Consider the following 24276-nt stretch of genomic DNA (forward strand, 5'->3'; position numbering starts at 1 on the left):
AACGGGCGAGCCCCGTTCCCTCTACAGGGAGACGACGCATGTACGACTACGACCTGCTGGTCGTGGGGTCGGCCAACGCCGATCTGGTGATCGGGGTCGAGCGGCGGCCCGCGGCCGGGGAGACCGTCCTCGGCTCGGACCTCGCCGTCCACCCGGGCGGCAAGGGCGCCAACCAGGCCGTCGCCGCCGCCCGGCTCGGGGCCCGTACGGCCCTGCTGGCGCGGGTCGGCGACGACGGGCACGGGCGGCTGCTGCTGGACTCGCAGCGGGCGTCCGGCGTGGACACGGCGGGCGTGCTGGTCGGCGGGGCGCCGACCGGGGTGGCCCTGATCACGGTGGACCCCTCCGGGGACAACAGCATCGTGGTCTCCCCCGGCGCCAACGCCCGGCTGACCCCGGACGACGTCCGCGCCGCCGGCGGTCCGCTGGGCGCCTCCCGGGTCGTCTCGGCGCAACTCGAGATCCCGCTGGAGACGGTCGTGGAGGTCGTACGGAACCTGCCGGACGGCACCCGTTTCGTGCTGAACCCCTCGCCGCCCCGGGCGCTGCCCGGCGAGGTGCTCGCGGCCTGCGATCCGCTGATCGTCAACGAGCACGAGGCGCGGGTCGTCGCGGGCGACGCCGGGCTCGGGGACACCCCCGAGGAGTGGGCGGCGGCGCTGCTGGCGCTGGGGCCGCGGTCGGTCGTGGTGACGCTCGGCGCTGCGGGCGCGGTGGTCTCCGACGGCACGGGCGCCCCGGTGCGGGTGCCGTCGGTGAAGGTCGACGCGGTCGACACCACCGGCGCGGGCGACGCGTTCACCGCCGCGCTGGCCTGGCGGCTGGGTGCGGGCGAGGCCCTGGCGGACGCGGCGGCGTACGCGGCCCGGGTGGGCGCGGCGGCGGTGACGCGGGCGGGGGCGCAGGCGTCGTTCCCGACGGCGGAGGAGGTCGCGGCGGTATGAAGCGGTCCGGGATCCTCAACCGTCATCTCGCCGGCGCGCTGGCGGAACTGGGGCACGGCGACGGGGTGCTGGTGTGCGACGTCGGGATGCCGATCCCGGCCGGGCCGCGCGTGGTGGACCTGGCGTTCCGGGCCGGTGTCCCGGCGTTCGTCGAGGTGCTCGACGGTCTCCTCGAGGAGCTGGTGGTGGAGGGGGCGGTCGCGGCCGAGGAGGTCCACGCGGCCAACCCGGCCGCGGCGGACGTGCTGCGGGCCCGCTTCGCGGGCCCCGGGCGCGAACTGGCACTGGTGCCGCACGAACGCTTGAAGGAACTGTCGGCGGGGGCCCGCCTGGTGGTGCGCACCGGCGAGGCACGCCCGTACGCGAACGTGCTGCTGCGGTGCGGGGTGTTCTTCTAGGAACGGCCGCCGGACGGGGGCCGGGTACGTCTGAGGGGCCCGGTCGTCGACCGGGCCCCTCGCGCCTCCCCATGTCAGAACCCCCGCGGATCCCCCCAGATCCTCCCCCCAGCGGTCCTGATGCCACGTACGACCCGCGACGGGCGCCGACGGTTGCACGGGCGTACAAGATTTTTCCGGGGCGCCGGGCGGGGGCCCGGACCGGGGCCGCTCACGCGTGCGGGCGGCGGCCCCGTTCCTGCGGCGGATAGGACTGGTCGGCGCCCGGGAGCGTCGGTTCCGGCAGGGTCGCCACCTCCTCCTTCGCCTTCTCCAGCTGCTCGGCGGTGTCGTCGGGCAGCCGGGGCACGTGCCGGTGCGCGGAGTGGAAGCGGAAGGCGGAGGTGAGGTCGCCGAAGGTGTCCCGGCGCCAGTCGCTGATGTTGGGCTCCGCCACCCCGGTGAAGCGCTCCAGGAACTGGAGCACCGAGGTGTGGTCGAACGACTCGGAGGCGACCCAGCCGCCCACCGTCCACGGCGAGATGACGATGGCCGGCACCCGGAAGCCGCCGCCGATCGGGAGCCCCTTCACGAACTCGTCCTTCGTGCCCTCGGGCGGGGTGGGCGGCGGGACGTGGTCGAACAGCCCGTCGTTCTCGTCGTAGTTGAGGATGAAGGCGGTCTTGCGCCACACCTTCGGGTTGGACGCGATCGCCTCGATCTTGGAGGCGACGAAGTCGGCGCCGGCGGCGGGCAGGTAGTCCGGGTGCTCGGACTGGTAGCTGGTCGGGATGATCCAGGAGACGGCCGGGAGGCGGTCGTTGCGGGCGTCGTCCTCGAAGGTGCCCTCGGGCTGCGGGCGCATACCGCGCTCGTAGAGGTCGGAGCCGGGCTCGGCGTCCTGGAACGCGGCGAACTCCTCCAGCATGTTGCAGCCGTAGTCGTCGTCCTGCTGGTACACCTTCCAGCTCACCCCGGCCGCCTGGAGCCGCTCGGCGTACGTCGTCCACTGGTACGGCTTGGGCGCCTTGTTGGTGAGGATCGGGCCGCCCCGCGTGCCGCCGGGGTCGATGGTGCCGGTCATCCAGTACAGGCGGTTGGGCCAGGTGGGGCCGAAGACCGAGCAGAAGTAGTTGTCGCAGACGGTGAACGTCTCGGCGAGGGCGAACTGGAAGGGGATGTCCTCGCGGGTGTAGTAGCCCATGACGTAGGGGCCGTTGACGCCGTCGGCCTTGCGGTGGGCCGGCAGCCACTGGTCCATCCTGCCGCCGTTCCACGCCTCGTGCTGCACGGTCCAGGCGTGGCTGGTGGACGGGATGGCCTGGGCGCTGGAGGTGTGGGTGTCGAGGTGGAAGGGGAGCAGGTAGCCGCGCGGGTTCTGGGCGTCGGGCTGGAAGAAGACGGAGCGGCCGGTGTCGAGCTTGAGGGCCTGCGGGTCGTGGAAGCCGCGAACGCCGGAGAGGGTGCCGAAGTAGTGGTCGAAGGACCGGTTCTCCTGCATCAGCAGGACGACGTGCTCGATGTCGCGCAGGGAACCCTGCTTCGGGGGTCCGGCGGCGACGGCCTTCTGGACGCTCGGGGGCAGGAGGGTGAGCGTGGACGCGGCGGCGGCGGAGCCGAGGAGTCTGCGGCGGGTGAGCGGCGGCGGGGTCATGCGGTGCCCTTTCGTGTCGTCGGGCGGTGCGGTGACTGCGGGGCGGGCCCTGCCGTTCACTGTGCGCGCGGGCGGCGATAGTTGTCAGGGGCATGGGGTGAACTTGGCGTCAACGTTCCGTTGCCCGCGAGAGGTCGGGCGGCTGCCGCCGCTCCGGCCCGCCCCGGCCGCACAAGGAACCGCGCCCCCTTCGGTGCGGGGCGCCGTCCCGCACCGGGGAGGTGGCGCGGTGACGGGTACGGGCTTGATGTGACCGCTCGGGGGAGGTGGCGCGGCGGCGATACGGGCCTGATGCGGCCGCTTCCGCCCGACGGCGGAGCCATGGGGGCCACGGAGCCTGGGGGCCACGGAGCACGGCCCGCGCCCGGTGTCGGGCCATGAGGGAGCACGGCCCGCGCCCGGTGGCGGAGCCGCGGAGCCGCGGAGGGACACGTTCCGCGCCCCGTGGGGCGCGCCCTCTTCCGCGTGCGCCGTCTCTTGACTGGAAGTTAGTTTCCGGTTATTCGTGGCCTCACGGAAGTTTCCTTCAGTGGATCTTTCTCCGGAAGGAGCGCACGTGCCCGACATCAGCGCGGCCCACTCGGACGCCGCCGACCCCCACAGACACGGCGGTCCCGGCGGGGCCGGCGAGCCCGCCGAGCCGCCCGCACGACGTACCGTCCTCGCCGCCACCGCCGGGCTGACCGCCACGCTCGCCCTCGGCTCCCTCGGCAGCGGACGGGCCCACGCCGACGTCCCGCACGAGCCCGAGGGCGTGAACGGGGAGGGGAACGGGAACCGGAACGGGCACGGGAACGAGGACCGGCTGCGGGCGCTGATCTCCCGGATGAGCCTGGAGCAGAAGGTCGGCCAGCTCTTCGTCAGCCGGGTCTACGGCCACTCGGCCACCGACCCGGACCAGGCCGACATCGACGCCAACCTGACCGAACTGGGCGTCCGCACCGCCGCCGAGCTGGTGGAGAAGTACCACGTCGGCGGCATCATCTACTTCACCTGGGCGCACAACACCCGCGACCCGCACCAGATCGCCGGGCTCTCCAATGGCATCCAGAAGGCGTCCCTCGCCCGCCCGAACGGCCTGCCGGTGCTCATCGCCACCGACCAGGAGCACGGCATCGTCGCCCGCGTGGGCAGGCCCGCCACCCTCCTGCCCGGCGCGATGGCCCTCGGCGCCGGCGGTTCCCGCGCCGACGCCCGCACCCTCGGCCGGATCTCCGGCACCGAGCTGCGCGCGCTCGGCATCCGCCAGGACTACTCCCCCGTCGCCGACGTGAACGTCAACCCGGCCAACCCGGTCATCGGCGTACGGTCCTTCGGCGCCGATCCGGAGGCGGTGGCCGGGATGGTCGCCGCCGAGGTGAAGGGCTATCAGTCGGCGGGAGTCGCGGCGACCGCCAAGCACTTCCCGGGGCACGGCGACACCGCCGTCGACAGCCACACCGGCTTCCCCGTCATCACCCACAGCCGCGAGACGTGGGAGACGCTGGACGCCGTGCCGTTCCGCGCGGCGATCCGGTCGGGCATCGACGCGATCATGACCGCGCACCTGATGGTCCCCGCGCTCGACGACTCCGGCGACCCCGCCACCCTCTCGCACCCCATCCTGACCGGGATCCTGCGCGGACAGCTCGGCTACGACGGCGTGGTGGTGACCGACTCCCTCGGCATGCAGGGCGTACGCACCAAGTACGGCGACGCCCGCGTCCCCGTCCTCGCACTCCGGGCCGGCGTCGACCAGCTCCTCAACCCGCCCTCCCTCGACGTCGCCTTCCACGCCGTCCTCGACGCGGTCCACGCGGGCGAGCTGACCGAGGAACGCCTCGACGCATCGCTTCTTCGGATCCTCCGGCTGAAGGCGAGACTGGGCCTGTTCGACGAGCCGTACGTCACCCGGCGGGGCGTGGACCGGGCGGTGGGCACGGAGTCCCATCTGCACGCCGCCGACCGCCTCGCGGACCGGACGACCACGCTGCTGGTCAACGAGCGCGGGCTGCTCCCGCTGTCCCGCCGCACCCACCGCCGGCTGCTGGTGGCGGGCGCGGACCCGGCCTCCCCGTCCGGCACCGACGGCCCGCCCACCGTCGTCCTCGCCGGCGCGCTCGCCGAACTCGGCTTCTCCGCCACCTCGTTGTCCACGGGAACCGCGCCCTCCGCCGCGACGATCGCCGCGGCGGTGGCGGCGGCCGACGGCATGGACGCGGTAGTCGTCACGACGTACAACGTGACTGCGGACAGCGCCCAGGCGACGCTGGTACGGGAACTCGCCGCCACGGGGGTGCCGGTGATCGCGGTCGCCGTCCGCAACCCGTACGACGTCGCCCATCTCCCGGACGCGGACGCCGTCCTGGCCTCGTACACATGGACGGACGTCGAGGTCCGCGCGGCAGCCCGGGTCCTGGCGGGCAAGGTGCGCCCGCGCGGGCACCTGCCGGTGGCGGTGGCACGGGCGGACGATCCGGAGAAGACCCTCTACCCGATCGGGTACGGGCTGGGGTACTGAGGCCCGGGTACCGAGGCCCGGGGTGCTGAGGCCCGGAATACCGAACGTCGGTGGGGTGCGGGCGCGCCACGGGGGAGGCGCCCGCACCCCACCGTCGGCCCTACGGCCGCAACCCCCGTTCCACTCCCTGGCGGTCCAGTCGCGCGTCGAACGGGGCCAGCGGCTTCGCCGCCGCCGCGCCGCTCTCGACCCCGGCCGGAGCGACGCCCGCCCAGCTCAGGATCCGGGCCGTGGCCAGCTCCTGCTGCCCGGCCGGCAGCCCGGCCACGTTCGCCCCGTGGTTCATCCCGGGCACCGTGAAGACGTACGAGTCCTTCGCCCCCGCGCCGACCCGGAACCGCTCCGCGCCCCACGGGTCGTTCTGCCCGTACACGAAGAGCATGTGCCGCGCGTGGTGCCGCACCCACCGGTCCACGTCCGGCATCGCGGCGCGGTCGAACCGCATGGGGATGGAGCGCGGAACGAAGTTGCGCGGCGGCTGGTACCCGTACCGGATCAGGCCCTTCCCGATGTACGGGAAGTGGATCGTCGGCGCCCCGAGCTGCGTGCCCGCCTGGTAGTAGTACGGCGTGTAGCGCTCCAGGCCCTGGTCGGTGTAGGCGGAGAAGCCGGAGATCGTGTCGACGGAGCCCCAGATCTCGTCGTCCGTCGCGGACTTGGCGTCGGCCGGTATCGTGCCGCAGTCCGAGACCAGGCTGTACTGCCAGAAGCCCCAGACGTAGTCGAGGACGACCGCCTCGTACGCGCGGTCGAGGCTGCCGATCGTGGTGAAGGTGTACCCGTTGTCGGCGGCGTAGCCCGCGTACTTCTTCTCCAGCGCGGTGCGCCGCACCAGCGCCTCCCGCTGCACGCCTTCGAGCCGCGCGCGGCAGTCGGCCGTGCCGACGGTGGTGAAGAAGCGGTCGTACGCGGAGTCCTCGTCGTTGACGACGTCGTTGGGCGCGACGTACGCGACGACGCCGTCCATGTCGCGCGGGTAGAACCGCTCGTAGTACGTGGCGGTCATGCCGCCCTTCGAACCGCCCGTGGAGAGCCACCGCCTGTCGTAGACCCGCTTCAGCGCGGTGAAGACGCGGTGCTGGTCACTGGCGGCCTGCCGGATGTCCAGCTTGGACCAGTCGGCGGGCGCGGGCCGCGACGGGGTGAAGTACCGGTATTCCAGGGAGACCTGGTTGCCGTCCACGATCCGGGTCGGCTCGCTGCGGCCGGGGGTGGTGGAGACGTTGTAGCCGCCGGTGTAGAAGACGGTGGGGCGGGAGACGTCCTTGTGCAGCACGGTGATCCGCTGCTGGAACGTGCCCCGGTCCGGGTGCCGGTGGTCGACCGGCTGGGTGTAGTTGAGCACGAAGAAGCGGTAACCGGTGTACGGCTTCTCCTCGACGAGGCTCATGCCGGGTATGGCGAGCAGCCGGTCCTTGATGTCGGCCGTGTCGCCGGCGGCGGCCCGGTCACCGGTACTGCCGGCGGCCGGTGGGGCGGCGGTGGCCGTGCCCGCCGCGCCCAGCGTGCCGATCAGCACGGTGAGCGCCAGCAGCCATCTGAGCGCCTTGCGCATGGGTCCTCCTGGGAGTCCAGATGTCCGCCGGAACCTAGCGGAGCAACTGGCCTGGCACCAGGGGTGCTTGTGCCTCGGGAGGCGGGTTTCAGCAGAGGATCCAGCCCGAGCTGACGGACCCGGAGTCCACCGAGCCGCGGATCCAGACGCAGCGGTGGCCCGCGTGCACGCTGATGGGGCCCGCGTGGTGGGTGAAGCGGCCCCTGTCGACGACCGCGCGGCTGCCTCGGGCCTGGACGCTCACCGACATCGTTTTCTTGCCGCTCTTCTTCTTCGGGTAGGTCAGGGCGCAGAGGTAGTCGCCGCGGCGGAAGACCTGGACGGAGCCGGTACTGAAGGAGAGGGTGCGGACCTTGTGGCCGGGGCAGAGGGCGGTGGCGTTTGTGGTGGGGGTGGCTGCGGTCGCGGAGGTGGGGGCGGCGAGGACGAGGAGGCCGGTGGTGATCAGTGCGGCCAGGGTGAGTGCGGCGGTTCGGTGGGGTGCGCCGCGGGTCACGTGGGTGTCCTTTCGGGGGTGCGGGGTGGTTCCGTACGGGTTCGTCTCCGTTCGCCGCACGGGCTTGTTTCCGTACAGGCGTACGGACGCGTGAGGGGTGGAGGTGGTTGCACGGGGGCGTAAGGGGTTTTCGCCCCCGCCGCCCCTGCCCTCCCCCAAGCTCTCACCTTCGTTCGAGCAGGGGACCCCCCTCGTCCCTTCAAGGGGCGCTGCCCCTTGAACCCCGGGGTGCGTTGTCGGCTGCCGGCCGGTGGGGGTGCGCCGCGCAGTTCCCCGCGCCCCTCACAAGGGCCGCGCCACAGTTCCTCCGGGTCGGTCAGCCGGTCACATACTGGCCGGATCCCGGTCTTCGACGATCAGACGCGCCGGACCCAGACGTGCGCGCGGGGTCAAAGCCGTTTTGCCGTGCATCACGAAGGCCCCCGGTCGTGGAGCGGCGCCTGGACGGCGCTGCTCCACGACCGGGGGCCCTTCACCCGTCCAGTCCTTGCGTCAGGCCGTCACACAGCCTGGACCCACCTCCCTAGACCGCGGCGGCCGACTCCCGCAGCACGTCGTCGAGCGGCGTCGGCTTCAGATCGAACTCGGCCGCCGTCCGTGACCCGTCCAGGACGCTCTCGCGGTAGAACAGGTACTGCATCTCCGCCAGCTCGACCATCATCGGGTCCGCCATCGCCGTGTGGAGCTCCAGCGGCGTCATCTCGCGGACGGCCGGGCGCGGACGGCCGTCCACCGCCGCGAACCGGTTCGCCAGCTCACGGATCGACAGGTCCGAGGTCTGCGGCGTGTGCCAGACGCCGCCCCACGACCGCTCGGACCGCGCCACCGCAACGAGCGTCCTGGCCACGTCACCCGTGTAGGTCCAGCTGTGTGCCACGTCCGGATCAGCCGGGACCACGACCTCCTGACCGGCCCGCACCTGGGGACCGACGAACAGGTTGAACGTGGCCAGTGCGTTCACGCCGAGGTAGTCGGCCGCCCGGACCTCCGCGAACCGCAGCCGGCCCGCCTCGTGCGCGGCGAGGCCGTCTCTGTACATCCGCGCCCGCACGCGGCCCTTGACGGTGGTCGGGCGCAGTGGCAGATCGTCGGTCAGCGGACCGTCGACCGGGCCGTAGCCGTAGCCGTTGCTCAGGCTCACGTACCCCGCGCCGGTCTGCTCGGCCGCGTTCACCAGGGCGTCCGACAAGGCGGGCGCCTCTTCCGGCCATCGGGTGTAGGCCGGCATCGCACAGTTGATCAATGTGGCGGCGCCCGTGACCAGGCCGGCCAGCCCGGACGTGATGTCCGCGGCGGCAAGCTCGATCCGTGGGTGCTCCGGTCCGGTGCCGCGTCGCGTGACCACCCGGACGTCGTCCCCGGACTCGGCGAGCAGAAGCGCGGTGGCGGTGCCGGTCGGTCCGGCACCAACAACAACATGGAATGTCATGCCCTCGAAGTTATCGACGCACAGGAAGACTGTGGATGGCCCAGAATCGCAGAAAGATGTCTTAGAGTCTTTCGCGTGGATGTACTTAGCGACGTGCTGGTGGCCATGCGCACCGGAAACCCGAAGGCGTCCCGCTCCATCAACCACGCCCCGTGGGGTGTGCGCTTCGAGCAGAGCACGATGGCGGGCTGCCATGTCGTCCTGGCGGGCGACTGCTGGCTTCTGTCCGACCATGGCGAGCCGCTCGCACTGGGCGTCGGTGACGTCCTGTTCACCCCGCACGGAGACGGCCTGGCGCTCGTCGACAAGCTGGGCAGCCCGATCGTCGAATACGAGCCGCGACCCGACGACGCCACCCATATGAGCGAAATGCGCATCGACGGTGCCGGCGTGGCCACCGAGCTGTTGTGCGCCTACTACATGTTCGACCCGGCCCGCCCGCACCTGTTGGTGGCCGACCTCCCGGCGATCATCCACCTGCCGGCGCGGGACGGGCAGCACCCGTCGTTGCGCAGCGTGGTGGAGCTGCTGGGCAACGAGCTGCTGGACCCGCGCCCCGGCGCCGAGGCAGCGCTCCCGGCACTGATCGACATGCTGCTGCTGTACGTGCTGCGGGCGTGGTTGGCCGAGCAGCCCGGCGACGCGGCCGGGTGGGCCACCGTGCTGCGCGACCCTGCCATCGCGAGCGCGCTGCGCCAGATGCACCACGGCCCGGAGAAGCCGTGGACCGTCGAGGACCTCGCGGCGGTCGCGGGCCTGTCCCGCGCGGCGTTCGCCAAACGCTTCACCACGGTCGTCGGCCAGCCTCCCCTCGCGTATCTGACCTGGTGGCGGATGACGACCGCCGCCCGCCTCCTCCGCGAGTCCGACGCCTCGCTCCGCGCGGTCGCCGCCCGCTGCGGCTACAGCTCGGAGTACGCGTTCGGCAAGGCGTTCAAGCGCGCCTACAACGTGGCACCCGGTCAGTACCGCGCCCAGTGCCCGCGCTGATCCGGGGATCTCCGTACCGGGCCGCCCGCCACAAGCCCGCCACAAGCCCGCCACAAGGGCGATGCGGCACCGTGGGACAGGGTCTTGGGGGCGCGATGCTCACGCCCGTGCGGCGGTGGCCGCGGACCGGCACAGCCCCGTGCCCCTGAGGGATGCGGCCCCTCGGGGGCGCTTCCTACGTCGGTGCCGCCACCGGTTCGCCCACGAACGTGCGCCAGAGGTGGGCGTAGCGGCCCTCCCGGGCCAGCAGCGCCTCGTGGGTGCCGTCTTCCACGACTTTGCCGTGGTCCATGACCACGACGCGGTCGGCGCGGGCCGCCGTGGTGAGGCGGTGGGCGACGACGAGGGTGGTGCGGCGGCCGGCGAGGCGGTCGGTGGCCTGGTTGACCTGGGCCTCGGTGGCCAGGTCGAGCGCGGCGGTCGCCTCGTCGAGGAGGAGCACGTCGGGGTCGACGAGTTCCGCGCGGGCCAGCGCGATGAGCTGGCGCTGCCCGGCGGACAGGTTGCGGCCGCGTTCCGCGACCTCGTGCAGATAGCCGCCCTCCAGCGTGGCGATCATCTCGTGCGCGCCGACCGCCCGTGCCGCCGCCTCCACCTCCGCGTCGGTGGCGTCGGGGCGGCCGTAGGCGATGGCGTCCCGGACCGTGCCGGGGAAGAGGTACGCCTCCTGCGGGACGACGCCGAGCCGGTGCCGGTAGGCGGTGAGGTCGAGGTCGCGCACGTCGGTGCCGTCGGCCAGGACCCGGCCCCGGGTCGGGTCGTAGAACCGGGCGACCAGCTTGACCAGCGTCGACTTGCCCGCGCCGGTCTCGCCGACGAAGGCGACGGTCTGCCCGGCGGGGATGGTGAGGGTGATGCCCGAGAGGGCTTCCTCCTCGTCGCCGTAGGAGAAGTGGACGTCCTTGAAGACGATCTCCCCGCGCAGCCGCCCCACCTCGGCGGGGGCCCCGGCGCTCTTCGTGGAGGTGGGCTCGCGCAGCAGTTCCTGGATGCGGCCGAGCGAGACCGTGGCCTGCTGGTAGCCGTCGAAGACCTGGGAGAGCTGCTGCACGGGGGCGAAGAACAGGTCGATGTAGAGCAGGTACGCCACCAGCGCGCCGGTGGTCAGGGTGCCCGCGCCGATCCGGTGGGCGCCGACGACCAGGACGGCCGCGGCGGCCACCGACGACAGGAGCTGCACGAAGGGGAAGTAGACCGAGATCAGCCACTGGCCGCGGATGCGGGCCTCGCGGTAGCTGTGGCTGCCGGCGGCGAAGTGGGTCCGGCCGTCGCGCTCACGCCCGAACGCCTGCACGATCCGCAGCCCGGACACCGACTCCTGGAGGTCGGCGTTGACGGCCGAGACGCGCTCGCGCGCCAGTTCGTACGCCTTCACGCTGGCCCGGCGGAAGAAGAACGTGCCGAGGATCAGCGGCGGCAGGGTGGCGAAGACGACGAGGGCGAGCTGGAGGTCGAGGACGAGCAGCGCCACCATGATGCCGAAGAAGGTGACGACCGAGACGAACGCGGTGACCAGGCCGGTCTGGAGGAAGGAGGACAGGGCGTCGACGTCCGTCGTCATCCGCGTCATGATGCGGCCGGTCAGCTCGCGCTCGTAGTAGTCGAGGCCGAGACGCTGGAGCTGGGCGAAGATCTTCAGGCGCAGTGCGTACAGGACGCGTTCGCCGGTGCGGCCGGTCATCCGGGTCTCGGCGACCTGCGCCGACCACTGCGCGGCGACGGCGAGCAGCGCGAGCGCGGCGGCGGCCCAGACCGCGCCGAGGGCGAGCTTGTCGACGCCCTGGTCGATCCCGTGCCGGATCAGGATCGGCAGGAGGAGGCCCATTCCGGCGTCGACGGCGACCAGCGCGAGGCTGACCAGCAGCGGCCTGCCGAAGCCGCGCAGCAGGCGGCGCAGCCCGTAGGACTCCTCGGGCCGTACCGCGGCCGCCTCGTCGACGCGGGGGCTGTCGGTGGCCGGGGGCAGCGCGTCGACCTGGGCGAGGAGTTCGGGAGTGGCGGGCATCCCGGACAGCGCGGTGTCCTTCGGCTCGCGGTCGCCGCTCCACAGCCGGGGGGTGACCCCGCGCTCGGCGTCGAACTCGGCGTCCAGTTCCGCCCGTACGGAGGTGTCCTCCTCCTGGAGGGCGGCGGCGGGCGGGGTGTGGCCCGGGGAGACGCCGCCGAGCTCGTCGGGATCGGTGAGGAGCCTGCGGTAGAGGGGGCTGCGGGCCTGGAGTTCCTCGTGGGTGCCGACGTCGGCGAGGCGGCCGTCGTCGAGGACGGCGATGCGGTCGGCGAGGTTGAGGGTGGAGCGGCGGTGCGCGATGAGCAGCGTCGTACGGCCGCGCATGACCTCCTTGAGCGCCTCGTGGATCTCGTGCTCGACGCGGGCGTCGACGGCTGAGGTGGCGTCGTCCAGGACGAGCAGACGGGGGTCGGTGAGGATCGCGCGGGCGAGCGCGACGCGCTGGCGCTGGCCGCCGGAGAGGGTGAGTCCGTGCTCGCCGACCTTGGTGTCGTAGCCGCCCGGCAGTTCGGCGATGAACCGGTGCGCCTGGGCGGCGCGCGCGGCGGCCTCTATCTCCTCCTGGGTCGCGTCGGGGCGGCCGTAGGCGATGTTGGCGCGGACGGTGTCGGAGAAGAGGAACGAGTCCTCGGGGACCAGTCCGATCGCCGCGCGCAGCGACTCGAAGGTCAGTTCGCGCACGTCGTGGCCGCCGACGAGGACGGCGCCGTGGGTGACGTCGTAGAAGCGCGGGAGGAGGAGGGAGACGGTGGACTTGCCGGAGCCGGAGGAGCCGACGACGGCGAGGGTCTCGCCGGGGCGGATCTCGAAGCTGAGCCCTTGGAGGACGGGACGGCCGTCCTCGTAGCCGAAGGAGACGTCGTCGAACTCGACGGTGGCAGGGGCGTCGGCGGGCAGTTCCTTGGTGCCCTCCACGATCGACGGCTCGGTGTCGATCAGCTCCAGGACGCGCTCGGCGCCCGCGCGGGCCTGCTGGCCGACGGTGAGGACGACGGCGAGCATGCGGACGGGGCCGACGAGCTGGGCGAGGTAGGCGGAGAACGCGACGAACGTGCCGAGCGTGATGTGCCCGCGTACCGCCAGCCAGCCGCCGAGCGCGAGCATCGCGACCTGCCCGAGCGCGGGCACGGCCTGGAGGGCGGGGGTGTAGCGGGCGTTCATGCGGATGGTGCGCAGCCGCCCCGCGAACAGCCGCCGGCCGACCTCGCGCAGCTTGCCGGTCTCCTGCTCCTCCTGCCCGAACCCCTTCACCACGCGGACGCCGCTGACGGCGCCGTCCACCACCCCGGCGACGGCGGCGGCCTGGGCCTGCGCGTACCAGGTGGCGGGGTGCAGCCGGGACCGGCTGCGCCCCGCGATGAACCAGACGGCGGGGGCGACGGCGAGCGCGACGAGGGTGAGCGGCAGCGACAGCCACGCCATGATCACCAGGGAGATCACGAAGAGCAGGACGTTCCCGATGGTCATCGGGAGCATGAACAGCAGCCCCTGGATGAGCTGGAGGTCGCTGGTGGCGCGGCCGACGACCTGCCCGGTGGACAGCTCGTCCTGGCGGCGGCCGTCGAGCCGGGTGATCGTGTCGTACATCCCGGTGCGCAGATCGTGCTGCACGTCGAGCGCGAGCCGTCCGCCGTAGTAGCGGCGGACGTAGGTGAGCCCGTAGACGAGGACGGCGGCGCCGACCAGCGAGCCGGCCCAGGGGCCCATGGAGCGGCTGTGGTCGCCGATCACGTCATCGATGATCACCTTGGTGATCAGCGGGACGAGCGCGAGCAGGGCCATGCCGGCCAGCGAGGAACCGAGCGCGAGGACGACGTCCTTCGGATACCGCCAGGCGTACCCGGCGAGCCGCCGGGCCCACCCGGATCCCGCTCGCCCCTGCTCCTGCCCCTGCTGCGCTGCCACGCGGGTGCCTTCCGTCGCTCCTGCCGGTCCTGCTCGTCCGGAAGACACCAACATCGGTGACGTGGCATTTCATCCCGCCGCAACAATGACGGGCCCATGGGCGGAGGAGGCGGGACCGCAGGCGTAGGACCCCCGGCCCCGGTCGGCCTACCGGACGCGCGCCGTGAGGCGGTAGAACCGGGTGGTCTGCGCGGCGTTCTGGTTGTCGTCGCTGACGAGGAGGACGTCCAGGCGGCCGGTGCGGTGGTCGCGGCCGGTGACGGTCATGCCCTCGATGTTGTCGAGGAGGGGGTTGGGCTGGGGCTGCCTGGCGGTGGCGCCGAGGGAGGGGCAGTCGGCGATGTCGGCGAGCGGGGTTTTCTTCGCCAGGCGTACGCCGCGCTGCCCGGTGAGGTGCTCGATCCCGCTGGTGTCGGTGGCGTGCCGGAGGTCGGCGAGGTGGAGGCGGACGGTGTTGCCGACGCCGGAGGTGAAACCGCGCTCCAGGACGAGGAGCCGGCCGTCGGGGGTGGCGGTGATCTCCGGGACGCCGAGGCCGTCGTCGGCGCGGTAGGCGTACTGCGCGCCGAGCCGCCAGTGCGCGCCGTGCCGCCGCCAGGTCTGGAGGCGGACGGTGCCGGCGCTGTCGCCCGCGAGCGCGTACTCCATGGAGGCGACGAGGGTACGGCCGTCGGGCAGCAGGGTGAGCCCCTCGAACGTGCCGTTGGCGGTGGCCCGGCCGGCCGGGGCGACCTGGAGCGAGGCGGGCACGGGCAGCCGGCCGAGGAGGCGGCCGTCCGGGGAGTAGCGCCGTACGGAGGGCTCGACCTCGGAGGTCACCAGCCGGCTGCCGTCACGGTCGACGACGACCCCCTCTGAGTCGAGCGCGGTTCCGCTCTCGTCGGCGAGCGCGACAACCCCCTTGGGCCGGAGGGTCTTCGCGTCCAGCCGGAACAGTGAGGACCGGTCGGAGAGCGCGACGAGCGCGCCGTCCCGGTCCCGCGCGAGGGCGGAGAGGTTCCCGACGTAGGTGCCGTCGTACGACGTCTTGTCCAGGACGTCGGAGAACCCGGCGAGGGAGACGGCGGACGAACAGGCGTTCCCGTTCCCGTTCGGGGAGTGGGCGGCGGCGGGCCCGGCGGCGGTCAGGCAGGCGGCGGTCGCGAGACCGGCGGCGGCAACGGCAATCACGTTTCGCAGACGCATGCGCGCCACGGTAGGGGGCGCGGGTGACGTAGGGGAGACCACGGGGTTCACGTTCCGTTCGGCGGGCCGGGCGGGGGACCCGGGGGCGGGGGCAGAGACGGCTCGGTCTGCTTGAGGCGGCCGTAGACGGCGTCGAAGGTGAACCCGGAGACGAAGCCGACCGTCAGCACGAAGAAGAGCAGGCGGCGGGCGCCCTCGCCGGTCAGGATGTCCGGCGAGGCCGCCAGTTGCGCCGAGACGAACAGCAGGAACGCGACGGCGCCCGCCGACATCCCGAGCGCCGCCGTACGCGCCCAGTGCTCCCCCCGGTCGAAGGCGTTACGCGTGATCGCACCGGAGGTGCCGGTGGCCAGCGCGCCGACGATCAGCCCGGTGAGGTTGACGGCGGCACTCGCGTCCAGGGCGTAGGTCAGCGGGATCATGCCGAGCCCCAGGCAGAGCAGCAGCAGCCCGGCCGTGATGCCGAAGGCGCTGCGCCAGGCCGCGCGGCGCACCGCGCGGGTGTCCAGACGGCGCCGCTCGTCCTTGCGCTCCCGCTGCGCGGCCAGTATCCGCACCAACCGGGCCGCCGTGTCCCGCCCCCACTCCGCGCCCATCGCCGACACCTCCTCGGGGGTGGGGTGCCGGTCGACCCTGTTCATCACGTCCCACACCTTGCGGCCCGCCCCGCCGAAGCAGGCCGCCGCGTACACGGGGATGCCGAAGGCGAGGCAGACCATGCCGGTGATCAGCGTCGAGCGGCCGCCGCCGATCAGCACGACGCCGTGCACCTCGGCGAGCGAGCGGTAGTAGCCGCTCTCCCACTCCGACCCCGACTCGTGCCGCACGTCGTACAGTTCGGGCCGCTCGTCGAGCAGCGGGAATTCCGTGTCGACGTCCCCGTACGGCGGCCGCACGTGGATGGACCCGGGCACGGGTTCGCCCGCCGCGAGGTAGCCGGTGATGACCCAGTCCTCCACGAACTGCGCCTCGCTGGAGTAGACGACGAGGTCGCACCCGGCCTCGGCGAGCGCCGCGCCGATCTCCCCGCACGCCCCCTCGACCCGCTCCCCGGACACGAGCGGCGGGTCGTACACCCGCACCGGATCCGCGCTCCCCACCACAGCGATCAACGGCCTCAACCCGTAACCCCCCGTAAGCGTCAGGTAACTCCCCTGCGCCCCAGGCTACTTGTCCCCACTGACACTCCCGTCCGCATCGACGAGCCGTGCGCCCCGGCTCTCGGCGACCCGGTGCACGTCACGCAGCGACTCGGACATCCGGGCGAGCAGATACCGGAGCTGGACGGCGGACGCCCGCTCGTATCCCAGCAGGTCGTCGGCGTGCCGGAGCAGCCCGACGGCCATCGAGAGCTGTACGGCTTCGACGGCGTCGGCGGCGCGGGAGAGCGGCCCGTCCCCGTCCGTGACCAGGTAGCAGGGCTTGCCGTCCTCCCCGGCCCACGGCAGCAGGCGGGTCTCACCGGGACCGGCCGCCCTCATCGACGGGCTCCCGTCGCGTGTCCGGCCGCCGCGCGGTGCGCCGCGAGCCCGGCGGCGTACTCCGCACGCCACAGCTCACGCCGCCGCTCCAGCGCGCGCCGACGCGCCTCGGGACAGGGCCCGTCGGCGAAGTAGCACTGCCGGAGGGGGTTTTCGACCGCGATGGGGGCAGGTGCCGGGCGCGGCTCGACACGGTGCCTGCCCTCCGGGGGATACAGCAGCCGCAGCAACGGCTCGACGAGCCTGGCGATACGGTGACGCACGTCGTCAACTCCTTGGAGCTCAGCGGGTTGAGGGCCATGCCCCCGGACCGGTCGCGCGGTCGCGGGGGTCTCGCTTTCTGTAGCGACTCACTCACAGAGTGGAGTGGTCGCGGCTAGGCCCGCCAGAGGTTGGAGCGTGACGAATGATCTGTCACACGAGGAGGCCCGATTGGGCAGCATCTACGGCGACTGGCTCAAACAGCAGCGCGAGAAGGCGGGACTGACGCAGCAGCAGCTGGCGGACGCGGCGGTGATGACGCGTTCACACATCGCCCACATCGAGGCGGGCCGCCGCACCCCGTCCAAGGAGGACGCCCGCCGCCTGGACAGGGCGCTGAACACGGGAAACGTGCTCAGCAGCTTCCTCCCACCGGAGGAGGCGGCGGTCGCCGACTACTTCGAGTCGGCCCGCCTGCTCGAACAACAGGCGGTGATGATCCGGGAGTTCGCCCTGTCGTTCGTCCCCGGCATCCTCCAGACGGAAAGGTACGCACGTGCGGTTCTGAGCACGTCGTTCCCTCCGGTGGGTGAGAAGGAATGTGACAGGCTCGTTGTCACACGGCTCGGACGGGCCGAACTCCTGGACTCCCCTGTCACTCCCGTGATGTGGGCATTGCTGGACGAGGCGGTGCCGCGACGTGCGATCGGCGGCCCTGACGTCATGGCTGAGCAGATCAGGCACCTCATTCACTTGGTCGAGGCCAAGCGCATCCGCCTCCACGTGATCCCGTACGCGGCGGGCTTTTACCCCCTGCTGGAGGGCATGCTGACGCTGATGTGGTTCGAGGACCAACCACCGCTCGCGTACAGCGAAGGCCTGCTGACGGGGAAGTTGTACGACGCCCCGTCCGTGGTGCAGCGGCTACAGCATCGCTACGATCTCGCCCTGAGCGACGCACTGCCGCTCAGGGACTCACTGGCGCTGCTCAGGATGACGGCGAAGGAGTACGGACACCATGGCTGAGAACACCGGCAATCCGAACGCGCCCATACCCGGCGGCTGGCGCAAGTCCTCCTACAGCAACAGCGAGGGCGGCAGTTGCCTGGAAGTCCTGGACGACCAGGCCGTCGGCATCCCCGTCCGCGACTCGAAGACCCCGCACGGCCCGGCGGTGGTCTTCCCGCGTACGAGCTGGGCCCTGTTCGTCACGGCGGTAAAGGCCGACGTACTGCGCCCGTGACCGGCATTCACGCCTTCGGCGCCGCCGTCGTGGCACGGGAGGGTGGGCGGACGGGGCACTCAACGCGGCTGGGTGGCCGCGATCCGGTGCAGGCCCGCGGGGTCCAGCAGGCGGATGACGCGGTGCTCCCGCTCGATGAGGGCGCGGGAGGCGAAGTCCCCGAGGGTTCTGGCGACGACCTCGCGCACGGATCCCACCGCGCGCGCGAGCTCGTCCTGCGTGGCGTGCACGACCAGACCGCCGGCCTCCCGCGTGCACAGCTCCAACAAGTGAAAGGCCACGCGGGGCGGCACCTGCTGGAACACGTTGTTGCTCCACAGCTGCTCGGAGAGGTGCAGCGTCTCCGCGACGTACCGCGCGACGGGCCACGCCACCCCGACCTCGGTCGCCGCGAGGCGGGACAGGCTGCTCGCCGACAACGACACGCAATCGGTGTCGATCATGGCCTTGACCGCGACGTCCGGGTTGTGGCGGCCGGCTGCCAGGGCGGGCAGGCCGACCAGCTCACCTCGTGCCGCGTACCGCACCGTCACCTCGCGGCCGGTGGTCGAGCTGACGAAGACACGGGCCAGCCCCTCGACGATCAGGTACACCACCCCCGACGGCTCCCCCGCACCGCGGATGGCGTCGCCGCTGGCGAAGTGCCTCAGCGTGGCCCGCTCAGCCAGGATCCCGGCGGCGTGTTCCGGGAACTGGGCGAGCAGACTGTCGTTCCACGCGGCCCGTGCCGCTGCGGGGAAGGACTCCGGAGCATTCATGCACCGCGCTCGCTCTCTCTCGCACGGCGCCGCACACCGCGGAGACACGCCCGTCCGGGTGATCGCCACCGCTGGTACGGGAAGGACACCATGCCGCCGCCCGAGGATCCTCAGCGGCCCCGCCGATCCTCCCACATGACGTGGTCGACGCCCTGATCGGCGAAGGGGTGTCCCGGATCCCCGGCGGGCATGCGACCGTGACGGCGGCGCGCCCGACGAAGTCGAGACATCACCGCCGCGTGCCGGCCCTTCTCTCAGCCGGCCAGTCGGTCGAGGAGCAGCGCCAGTGGTTCCGGCGCGGTCACCATCGCCTCGTGTCCGGTGTCGAGTTCGTATCCGGGCCACCCGAGCTCGCGCGCCCGTTCGGCCGACGGAGCGAAGACGCGCATCCAGGACGTGCACTCGATGTAGGCCGCCGGTACGTCTCGTTCCCGCGCGGTCAGCGTGAGCGGCGCCGTGTAGGTGGCCCACGGCTGCGGCGTGAGCCGGGGAGTCAGCCAGTCGAGGTCCTCGGTGGCCGTGACGCCCAGCACCTCGAGCGACCGTGGCGGGATGAGCCAGCCGAATCCCGGGCCGCTGACGGATTTGCGGTAGTGACGGGCGATGTGGTCGGGCAGCAGATCGATCGCGGACTCGCCGTCGCGCGGGAGGAAGGCGTCCAGGTAGACCCGGGTCCGGATCCGGTCGGGGCGCTGCTCGGTGACGCCGGCGACCACCATTCCCGCGTAGCTGTGGCCGACGAGGATCACGTCGTGCAGATCCTCGGCGTCCATCAGCTGCACGATGTCGTCGACGTGCGTGTGCAGGTCGATCTGCGGGGACAGCAGGTGCGCGCGGTCACTCACGCCGGTGAACGTCGGGCTGAACACCGAGTGCCCGGCGTCGCGGAGACGGGTGGCCACCCTCGTCCAGCACCAGCCTCCGTGCCACGCTCCATGCAGGAGCACAAAGGTGGTCACCGTCCCGGGGCCCTGTTCTCGAAGAGCGCCAGCGCCGCGGCGGTGTTGGACGCCGGCACGTGATAGGTGTCCGAGATCCTCGTGATGTCCTCGTCCATCGCACCGCGCATGACCAGCCACATGATCATCTCGATCCCTTCGGAGCCGGCCTCCCTGATGTACGTCTCGCGGCTGAGGGACGCCAGCGTCTGCGGGTCGCTCTGGATCTTGCTCATGAACATCGCGTCGAAGACCGGATTGATCAGTCCGGCGCGTTCCCCGGCGAGCTGGTGCGACATCCCGCCGGTCCCGAACACGGCGACCTTCAGGTCCTCGGGGTAGGCGCGGATGGCTCTGCCCAGGGCCTTGCCGAGGTCGTAGCACCGGGCCGCGGTGGGCTGCGGGTACTGGATGACGTTGACCAGCAGCGGGATCACCGGACACGGCCAGGCGTCACCGGGGTCGGGGTGGTACACCGAGAGCGGGACCGTGAAGCCGTGATCGACCGCGAGCCGGTGGGCGACCGTGATGTCGAACGCGTCGTCGACAAGGCACTCGACGAGGTGCTGCGCGAGCTCGGGATGGCCGTACACGGTCGGGACCGGACGGGGTCCCCAGCCCTCGTCGGCGACCGGGAAGCTGGCCGCCGTCGCCAACGTGAAGGTCGGGACGAGATCCAGGCCGATCGCGTTGGCGTGATCGTTGTACACCAGGACGATGGCGTCGGGCGTGTGGTCGGCCATCCAGTCGCGGGCCTGCCGGTAGCCGTCGAACAGCGGTTTCCAGTACGGCTCCTGCGTCCTGTGGTTGTCCATGGCGGCGCCGATGGACGGGACGTGGCTCGTCGCCAGCCCCCATGTCACCTCAGCCACAGCGGCGTCCTCCTGCTCTCATCGCCGCGATGAAGTCCTCGGTCGTCATGCCGGTGAAGACGCCCCCGAGGTGCTGCATCGACAGCTTGTCCACCGTCGCCAGCTTGAAGACGTGGAAGATCGAGCCCCCGAGGTCCAGCAGCGACCGCCAGTCACGCTGCAGCACGGCAGTGCGTTGCGCGGGCGTCATGTCGAAGTGATCGCAGTAGCCCGCCTCGTCGGCGAGGAAGCGGGCGCGGTGCGCCGGCGTCGTCAGCGTCGAGCACAGCTCGTTGATCGCATGGCCGTGACGGCTGTCCGCGATGTCGAAGACGTACGTCCCGGGCACGTCCGGCTTGGTGGTCATCGCTGCTCCTGAGGATGGGTGGCGAGCGCCTCGACCGTGACGTCCATCCAGGGGAAGGCGGGCAGGGACACCAGCGCGTCGTGCAGGTGGGTGGCGTCCGTGGTGTTCCAGAGACCGATCACCGCTTGCCTCCCGGGGACCCGCCACAGGCGCAGAAGCGTTCCCTCGCTCCGCAGCTGCTGAGCGCGGTCGCGTTCGAGAGCTTTCAACCGGTTCCGTTCGGCGGCGGGCATCGTGTCGGGGAGGTTGGTCTCGAACCTGACCAAGAACTCCATTGCTGCTCCTTCCGGGCGCCGTGCGGTGTCGGCCGTGGCGCCCCGGCGGGTGGTGGGCATGACCTCGGTCATTCCGAGATCGGGTAGTGCGGGGTGTCCGGGCCCTCGATAGTGATCCACTGGACCTCGGTGAACTCGGCGAGGCCGGTGCGGCCACCGGACTTCCCGTAGCCGCTGTTCTTCACGCCGCCGAAGGGCATCTGCGCCTCGTCGTCCAGCGTCGCGCCGTTGATGTGGCACATGCCGACGTCCAGCCGCTTGGCCAGATCGAGCGCGAGAGTCACATCCCGGCTGAAGATGGCCGAGCTGAGTCCGTACTCGTTGTCGTTGGCGACGGCCAGGGCTTCCTCGGGGCCGTCAACCGGAATGACCGTCACCATGGGCCCGAACGACTCCTCCCGGTAGGCGCGCATGGCCGGGGTGACTCCGGCGAGCACGGTCGGCGCGAAACACGGCCCGTCGGCGACTCCGCCCGCGAGCAGGTCGGCTCCTCCTGCGACCGCGTCGGCGACGAGCTCCTGGAGGTGCCGCACGGAGTTCGCGTTGATCAGCGGGCCGTACATCGACTCCTTGCGGCGGGGGTCGCCGTAGACGATCGAATTCGCGACCTTGACCAGGCGGCGGCTGAACTCGTCGGCGATGCTGCGGTCCACCACGATCCGGCCGGTGGACAGGCAGCCCTGTCCGGTGTTGGCGAACGAGCCGAAGGCGGCCGCGCTGACCGCGACGTCCAGATCGGCGTCGGCGAGGACGATGAAGGGAGAGTTGCCGCCGAGCTCCAGCACGACCGGCGTGAGCGTCTTGCCGGCCAGGTCGGCGATGACCCGCCCGATCCGCGTCGATCCGGTGAAGTGAACACGTCGCACGGCCTCGTGGGAGACGAGCGCGTCGACGACCTCGGCCGCGTTCTCGGGGGCGTTCGTGATCAGGTTGATCACGCCGTCCGGCAGGCCGCCCTCGGCGAAGCAGGACGCGACCAGTCCGTGCGTGCGGGGGGTCTGCTCGGAAGCCTTCATCACCACGGTGTTGCCGAGGACGAGAGCCGCCGGCACCGACGCGCCCACGAGCAGGACCGGGGCGTTCCAGGGCACGATGCTCGCCACGACGCCGACCGGCTTGCGGACGGCCAGCGCGGTGCGACGGGGATCGTCCGACGGAATGACCTCGCCCGTCAGCCCCTCATAGGCGGACATCGCGGCGTACCGGACCTTGTCGACCAGGATCTTGATGTTGAAGTGACCCCACCCGGACGGCCCGCCCATCTCCGCGGTCACCGCCTCGGAGATCTCCGCGGAACGCGCCTCGATCGCGTCCGCGCAGGCGAGCAGGATTCGTGACCGCTCGGCGGGCGAACGGCCGGCCCAGTCCGGGAAGGCCGCGCTCGCGGCATCCACCGCACGGTTGACGTCCGCCGCCGAGGCAGCGGCCGCCCGGCAGGCGACCTCGCCCGTGTACGGGTCCAGCGACTCGTACACGGCGCCGTCGGCCGCCGCCGTCCAGCCGCCCCCGATGAACAGCTCCTGCCGCTGTGTGCCCGTGTCGTAGCCGGTCGGCATGACTTTCTCCTTTTTCGGTCCAGAATTCCCGCCGCCCGGTACGCATCGCGCACCGGGAACGTGGCCTTCTGAACGGGTTGGCATCGATGAATGACGCTAACGAGGCCGTCGGTCGACGTCCGTAACCTGAGTCACGGCGCCCGCGCCGTGGGTCCGTACAGTTCTCGTCGAAATCCCACCCGTACCGGCACCACAGCCCTGCACGATAGGTACGACACCATGTCGACATCACAACAGCCCGAAAAGCTGGACCAGATAACCGCCACCACGGGTGACGGAAACCGGCGCATTCTGCTCACCGGCGCGCACGTCATCACCATGGAAGATCAGGCTGGATTCCTCGGCGACATCCTCATCTCGGGTGACACCATCGAGGCGGTCGGACCGGGTCTGGCGGCACGTGTGGGGGGAAACGCCATCGTCGTCGACCTCACCGGGTCGATCGTCATTCCCGGACTGGTGGATTCGCACATCCACGCCTGGGAGGGCCAGCTGCGTGGCATCGCTCCCGACGCGACCTTCGCGGAATACATGGCCCTGACCCACGGAAAGCTGGGAAAGGCCTACCGGCCCGAGGACATCGCCATCGCCCAGCGGCTGACCGCGGCGCGGGCCCTGAACGCCGGCACGACGACGATCGTCGACAACAGTCACAACTCGCGCAGTGCGGAGCACTCGGACGCGGCGATCGAGGCCCTGCGCGGATCGGGGATCCGGGCCGTGTACGCGGCGGGGCCGGCCATGGAGGGCGATCACGGCCACCAGCTCCCCGCCGACATCCTGCGCCTGCGTGACACGCACGCATCGGCCGACGGACTCCTCACCATCAGGATGATGGACAGCTGGCCGACGCTCGAGTCCTGGCGGTTCGCGGCCGAACACGGCATCGACGTGTCCTCGGAGATGGGCGGGTGGGTCACCGATGCCGAACAGCTCCTCACCTCCGGCCTGCTGCACCCGGGACACACCCTCAACCACTGCTCGGGGCTGACGGACAGGTCGTGGGACGCCATCGCCGAGAGCGGCGCCGCGGTGAACGTCGTTCCCCGGTCGGATCCGCACCTCGGGCTCGGGCCCTTCATCCCGGTCCTCGAGGCGAATCGGCGCGATATCCAAGAGGGCATCAGCTCGGACAACGAGCTGGCCTACGGGCACGACCTCTTCACCGAGATGCGCGTTCTGCAGGCGGTACAGCGTGGCCTGAGCCTCAGTGAACAGCAGTCCGGCGCGGCGGACGCCCCGGCCCCTTATGGGCCCCTGGACGTGCTCAGGGCGGCGACGATCGGTGGTGCGCTGAATGCCGCGCTGTCACATCGCATCGGGACGCTCACAAGCGGCAAGAAAGCCGACCTGGTCGTCCTCTCGCTGGACCGGGTGAACACGCGCGGCGCCGGCTCCGTCATGGGTACGGTCGTGAACTTCGCCGCCATCGAGAATGTCGACGCCGTATTCGTCAACGGCGTCGTGGCGAAATGGGGCGGCCGGCTCGTGGGCCAGGACTTCGAGAATCTCGCAGAAGCGGGTGAGGCCTCGAAGGAATATCTGCTCGCGAATTCGTAGCAC

General features: G+C 71.7%; 22 protein-coding genes. 7 read left to right on the plus strand and 15 right to left on the minus strand.

The window, feature by feature from the left end; translation table 11 throughout:
- Positions 1-38 precede the first annotated feature (38 nt).
- Together QFZ64_RS12850 and rbsD are read left to right on the plus strand one after the other, a co-directional pair.
- Complete coding sequence (locus QFZ64_RS12850; protein ID WP_307065209.1) at positions 39-944, plus strand: ribokinase; 906 nt, start codon at positions 39-41, stop codon at positions 942-944.
- Positions 941-1342, plus strand: coding sequence for a D-ribose pyranase (gene rbsD / locus QFZ64_RS12855; RefSeq protein ID WP_307065211.1), 402 nt, complete (start codon positions 941-943; stop codon positions 1340-1342). Before QFZ64_RS12850 ends, rbsD begins: the two co-directional genes overlap by 4 nt.
- 211 nt (positions 1343-1553) lie before the next feature.
- Here the strand turns inward: rbsD and QFZ64_RS12860 are convergent, their stop codons facing one another.
- Positions 1554-2975, minus strand: a complete 1422-nt coding sequence (locus QFZ64_RS12860; protein WP_307065213.1) for an alkaline phosphatase family protein — start codon at positions 2973-2975, stop codon at positions 1554-1556.
- A gap of 556 nt (positions 2976-3531) precedes the next feature.
- Between QFZ64_RS12860 and QFZ64_RS12865 the strand changes: the two genes are divergently transcribed.
- Positions 3532-5475 (plus strand): glycoside hydrolase family 3 protein, encoded by a 1944-nt coding sequence (locus QFZ64_RS12865; protein ID WP_373430597.1) that lies wholly within the window; start codon positions 3532-3534, stop codon positions 5473-5475.
- A 100-nt stretch (positions 5476-5575) separates the two neighbouring features.
- On the opposite strand, the gene QFZ64_RS12870 is transcribed toward QFZ64_RS12865, so the two are convergent.
- From QFZ64_RS12870 to QFZ64_RS12880, 3 genes are all read right to left on the minus strand, one after another.
- Positions 5576-7030, minus strand: coding sequence for a S28 family serine protease (locus QFZ64_RS12870; protein WP_307065215.1), 1455 nt, complete (start codon positions 7028-7030; stop codon positions 5576-5578).
- 88 nt (positions 7031-7118) lie between these two features.
- Positions 7119-7526, minus strand: a complete 408-nt coding sequence (locus tag QFZ64_RS12875) for a hypothetical protein (RefSeq protein WP_307065218.1) — start codon at positions 7524-7526, stop codon at positions 7119-7121.
- A gap of 523 nt (positions 7527-8049) precedes the next feature.
- On the minus strand, positions 8050-8955 hold the full coding sequence (locus QFZ64_RS12880; RefSeq protein ID WP_307065220.1) for an NAD-dependent epimerase/dehydratase family protein: 906 nt from the start codon (positions 8953-8955) through the stop codon (positions 8050-8052).
- Between the two features lie 75 nt (positions 8956-9030).
- Here QFZ64_RS12880 and QFZ64_RS12885 point away from each other — a divergent pair, with 75 nt between their 5' ends.
- A complete protein-coding gene (locus QFZ64_RS12885; RefSeq protein WP_307065222.1) occupies positions 9031-9945 on the plus strand; it encodes an AraC family transcriptional regulator in 915 nt (304 codons plus the stop codon).
- A gap of 175 nt (positions 9946-10120) precedes the next feature.
- On the opposite strand, the gene QFZ64_RS12890 is transcribed toward QFZ64_RS12885, so the two are convergent.
- The 5 genes from QFZ64_RS12890 to QFZ64_RS12910 form a co-directional block, all read right to left on the minus strand.
- Entirely contained in the window at positions 10121-13858 is a 3738-nt protein-coding gene (locus QFZ64_RS12890) for an ABC transporter ATP-binding protein (protein ID WP_307065224.1), read from the minus strand.
- A gap of 147 nt (positions 13859-14005) precedes the next feature.
- The gene (locus QFZ64_RS12895) at positions 14006-15043 is read right to left on the minus strand and encodes an esterase-like activity of phytase family protein (RefSeq protein ID WP_307065226.1); all 1038 of its coding nucleotides are present in this window, start codon (positions 15041-15043) and stop codon (positions 14006-14008) included.
- 47 nt (positions 15044-15090) lie between these two features.
- Positions 15091-16146, minus strand: coding sequence for a hypothetical protein (locus QFZ64_RS12900; protein WP_307071675.1), 1056 nt, complete (start codon positions 16144-16146; stop codon positions 15091-15093).
- A gap of 63 nt (positions 16147-16209) precedes the next feature.
- Positions 16210-16524, minus strand: coding sequence for a hypothetical protein (locus QFZ64_RS12905; protein ID WP_307065228.1), 315 nt, complete (start codon positions 16522-16524; stop codon positions 16210-16212).
- Positions 16521-16787, minus strand: a complete 267-nt coding sequence (locus QFZ64_RS12910; protein ID WP_307065230.1) for a hypothetical protein — start codon at positions 16785-16787, stop codon at positions 16521-16523. Before QFZ64_RS12910 ends, QFZ64_RS12905 begins: the two co-directional genes overlap by 4 nt.
- A 169-nt stretch (positions 16788-16956) precedes the next feature.
- Here QFZ64_RS12910 and QFZ64_RS12915 point away from each other — a divergent pair, with 169 nt between their 5' ends.
- A complete protein-coding gene (locus QFZ64_RS12915) occupies positions 16957-17751 on the plus strand; it encodes a helix-turn-helix transcriptional regulator (protein WP_307065231.1) in 795 nt (264 codons plus the stop codon).
- Positions 17744-17968 carry a DUF397 domain-containing protein gene (locus tag QFZ64_RS12920; RefSeq protein WP_307065233.1) on the plus strand — a complete coding sequence of 75 codons (225 nt, stop codon included), beginning with the start codon at positions 17744-17746 and terminating at the stop codon, positions 17966-17968. The genes QFZ64_RS12915 and QFZ64_RS12920 overlap by 8 nt, the downstream gene beginning before the upstream one ends.
- Positions 17969-18027: 59 nt before the next feature.
- Here the strand turns inward: QFZ64_RS12920 and QFZ64_RS12925 are convergent, their stop codons facing one another.
- The 6 genes from QFZ64_RS12925 to QFZ64_RS12950 form a co-directional block, all read right to left on the minus strand.
- A complete protein-coding gene (locus QFZ64_RS12925) occupies positions 18028-18726 on the minus strand; it encodes a Crp/Fnr family transcriptional regulator (protein ID WP_307065235.1) in 699 nt (232 codons plus the stop codon).
- Positions 18727-18980: 254 nt separating this feature from the next.
- Positions 18981-19685, minus strand: a complete 705-nt coding sequence (locus QFZ64_RS12930; protein ID WP_307065237.1) for an alpha/beta fold hydrolase — start codon at positions 19683-19685, stop codon at positions 18981-18983.
- On the minus strand, positions 19682-20536 hold the full coding sequence (locus QFZ64_RS12935; RefSeq protein WP_307065239.1) for a class III extradiol dioxygenase subunit beta: 855 nt from the start codon (positions 20534-20536) through the stop codon (positions 19682-19684). Before QFZ64_RS12935 ends, QFZ64_RS12930 begins: the two co-directional genes overlap by 4 nt.
- Positions 20529-20882 (minus strand): protocatechuate 3,4-dioxygenase, encoded by a 354-nt coding sequence (locus QFZ64_RS12940; RefSeq protein WP_307065241.1) that lies wholly within the window; start codon positions 20880-20882, stop codon positions 20529-20531. The genes QFZ64_RS12935 and QFZ64_RS12940 overlap by 8 nt, the downstream gene beginning before the upstream one ends.
- Positions 20879-21157 (minus strand): muconolactone Delta-isomerase family protein, encoded by a 279-nt coding sequence (locus QFZ64_RS12945; RefSeq protein WP_307065243.1) that lies wholly within the window; start codon positions 21155-21157, stop codon positions 20879-20881. Before QFZ64_RS12945 ends, QFZ64_RS12940 begins: the two co-directional genes overlap by 4 nt.
- Positions 21158-21225: 68 nt before the next feature.
- Positions 21226-22713: an aldehyde dehydrogenase gene (locus QFZ64_RS12950; protein WP_307065245.1), complete on the minus strand. Its 1488-nt coding sequence runs from the start codon at positions 22711-22713 to the stop codon at positions 21226-21228.
- 219 nt (positions 22714-22932) lie between these two features.
- On the opposite strand from QFZ64_RS12950, the gene QFZ64_RS12955 reads away from it, so the two are divergent.
- Positions 22933-24273 carry an amidohydrolase family protein gene (locus tag QFZ64_RS12955; protein ID WP_307065247.1) on the plus strand — a complete coding sequence of 447 codons (1341 nt, stop codon included), beginning with the start codon at positions 22933-22935 and terminating at the stop codon, positions 24271-24273.
- Positions 24274-24276: the final 3 nt, after the last annotated feature.

The organism is Streptomyces sp. B3I8 (genome assembly GCF_030816915.1).
Lineage (GTDB): Bacteria > Actinomycetota > Actinomycetes > Streptomycetales > Streptomycetaceae > Streptomyces.

What these genes read in the sequence shown, in the direction of transcription:
- QFZ64_RS12850 (WP_307065209.1), top strand. Translation starts at nt 39, where the DNA reads ATGTACGACTACGACCTGCTGGTCGTGGGGTCGGCCAACGCCGATCTG.
- rbsD (WP_307065211.1), top strand. Translation starts at nt 941, where the DNA reads ATGAAGCGGTCCGGGATCCTCAACCGTCATCTCGCCGGCGCGCTGGCG.
- QFZ64_RS12860 (WP_307065213.1), bottom strand. Translation starts at nt 2,975, where the DNA reads ATGACCCCGCCGCCGCTCACCCGCCGCAGACTCCTCGGCTCCGCCGCC.
- QFZ64_RS12870 (WP_307065215.1), bottom strand. Translation starts at nt 7,030, where the DNA reads ATGCGCAAGGCGCTCAGATGGCTGCTGGCGCTCACCGTGCTGATCGGC.
- QFZ64_RS12880 (WP_307065220.1), bottom strand. Translation starts at nt 8,955, where the DNA reads ATGACATTCCATGTTGTTGTTGGTGCCGGACCGACCGGCACCGCCACC.
- QFZ64_RS12895 (WP_307065226.1), bottom strand. Translation starts at nt 15,043, where the DNA reads ATGCGTCTGCGAAACGTGATTGCCGTTGCCGCCGCCGGTCTCGCGACC.
- QFZ64_RS12905 (WP_307065228.1), bottom strand. Translation starts at nt 16,524, where the DNA reads ATGAGGGCGGCCGGTCCCGGTGAGACCCGCCTGCTGCCGTGGGCCGGG.
- QFZ64_RS12920 (WP_307065233.1), top strand. Translation starts at nt 17,744, where the DNA reads ATGGCTGAGAACACCGGCAATCCGAACGCGCCCATACCCGGCGGCTGG.
- QFZ64_RS12925 (WP_307065235.1), bottom strand. Translation starts at nt 18,726, where the DNA reads ATGAATGCTCCGGAGTCCTTCCCCGCAGCGGCACGGGCCGCGTGGAAC.
- QFZ64_RS12940 (WP_307065241.1), bottom strand. Translation starts at nt 20,882, where the DNA reads ATGACCACCAAGCCGGACGTGCCCGGGACGTACGTCTTCGACATCGCG.
- QFZ64_RS12945 (WP_307065243.1), bottom strand. Translation starts at nt 21,157, where the DNA reads ATGGAGTTCTTGGTCAGGTTCGAGACCAACCTCCCCGACACGATGCCC.
- QFZ64_RS12950 (WP_307065245.1), bottom strand. Translation starts at nt 22,713, where the DNA reads ATGCCGACCGGCTACGACACGGGCACACAGCGGCAGGAGCTGTTCATC.
- QFZ64_RS12955 (WP_307065247.1), top strand. Translation starts at nt 22,933, where the DNA reads ATGTCGACATCACAACAGCCCGAAAAGCTGGACCAGATAACCGCCACC.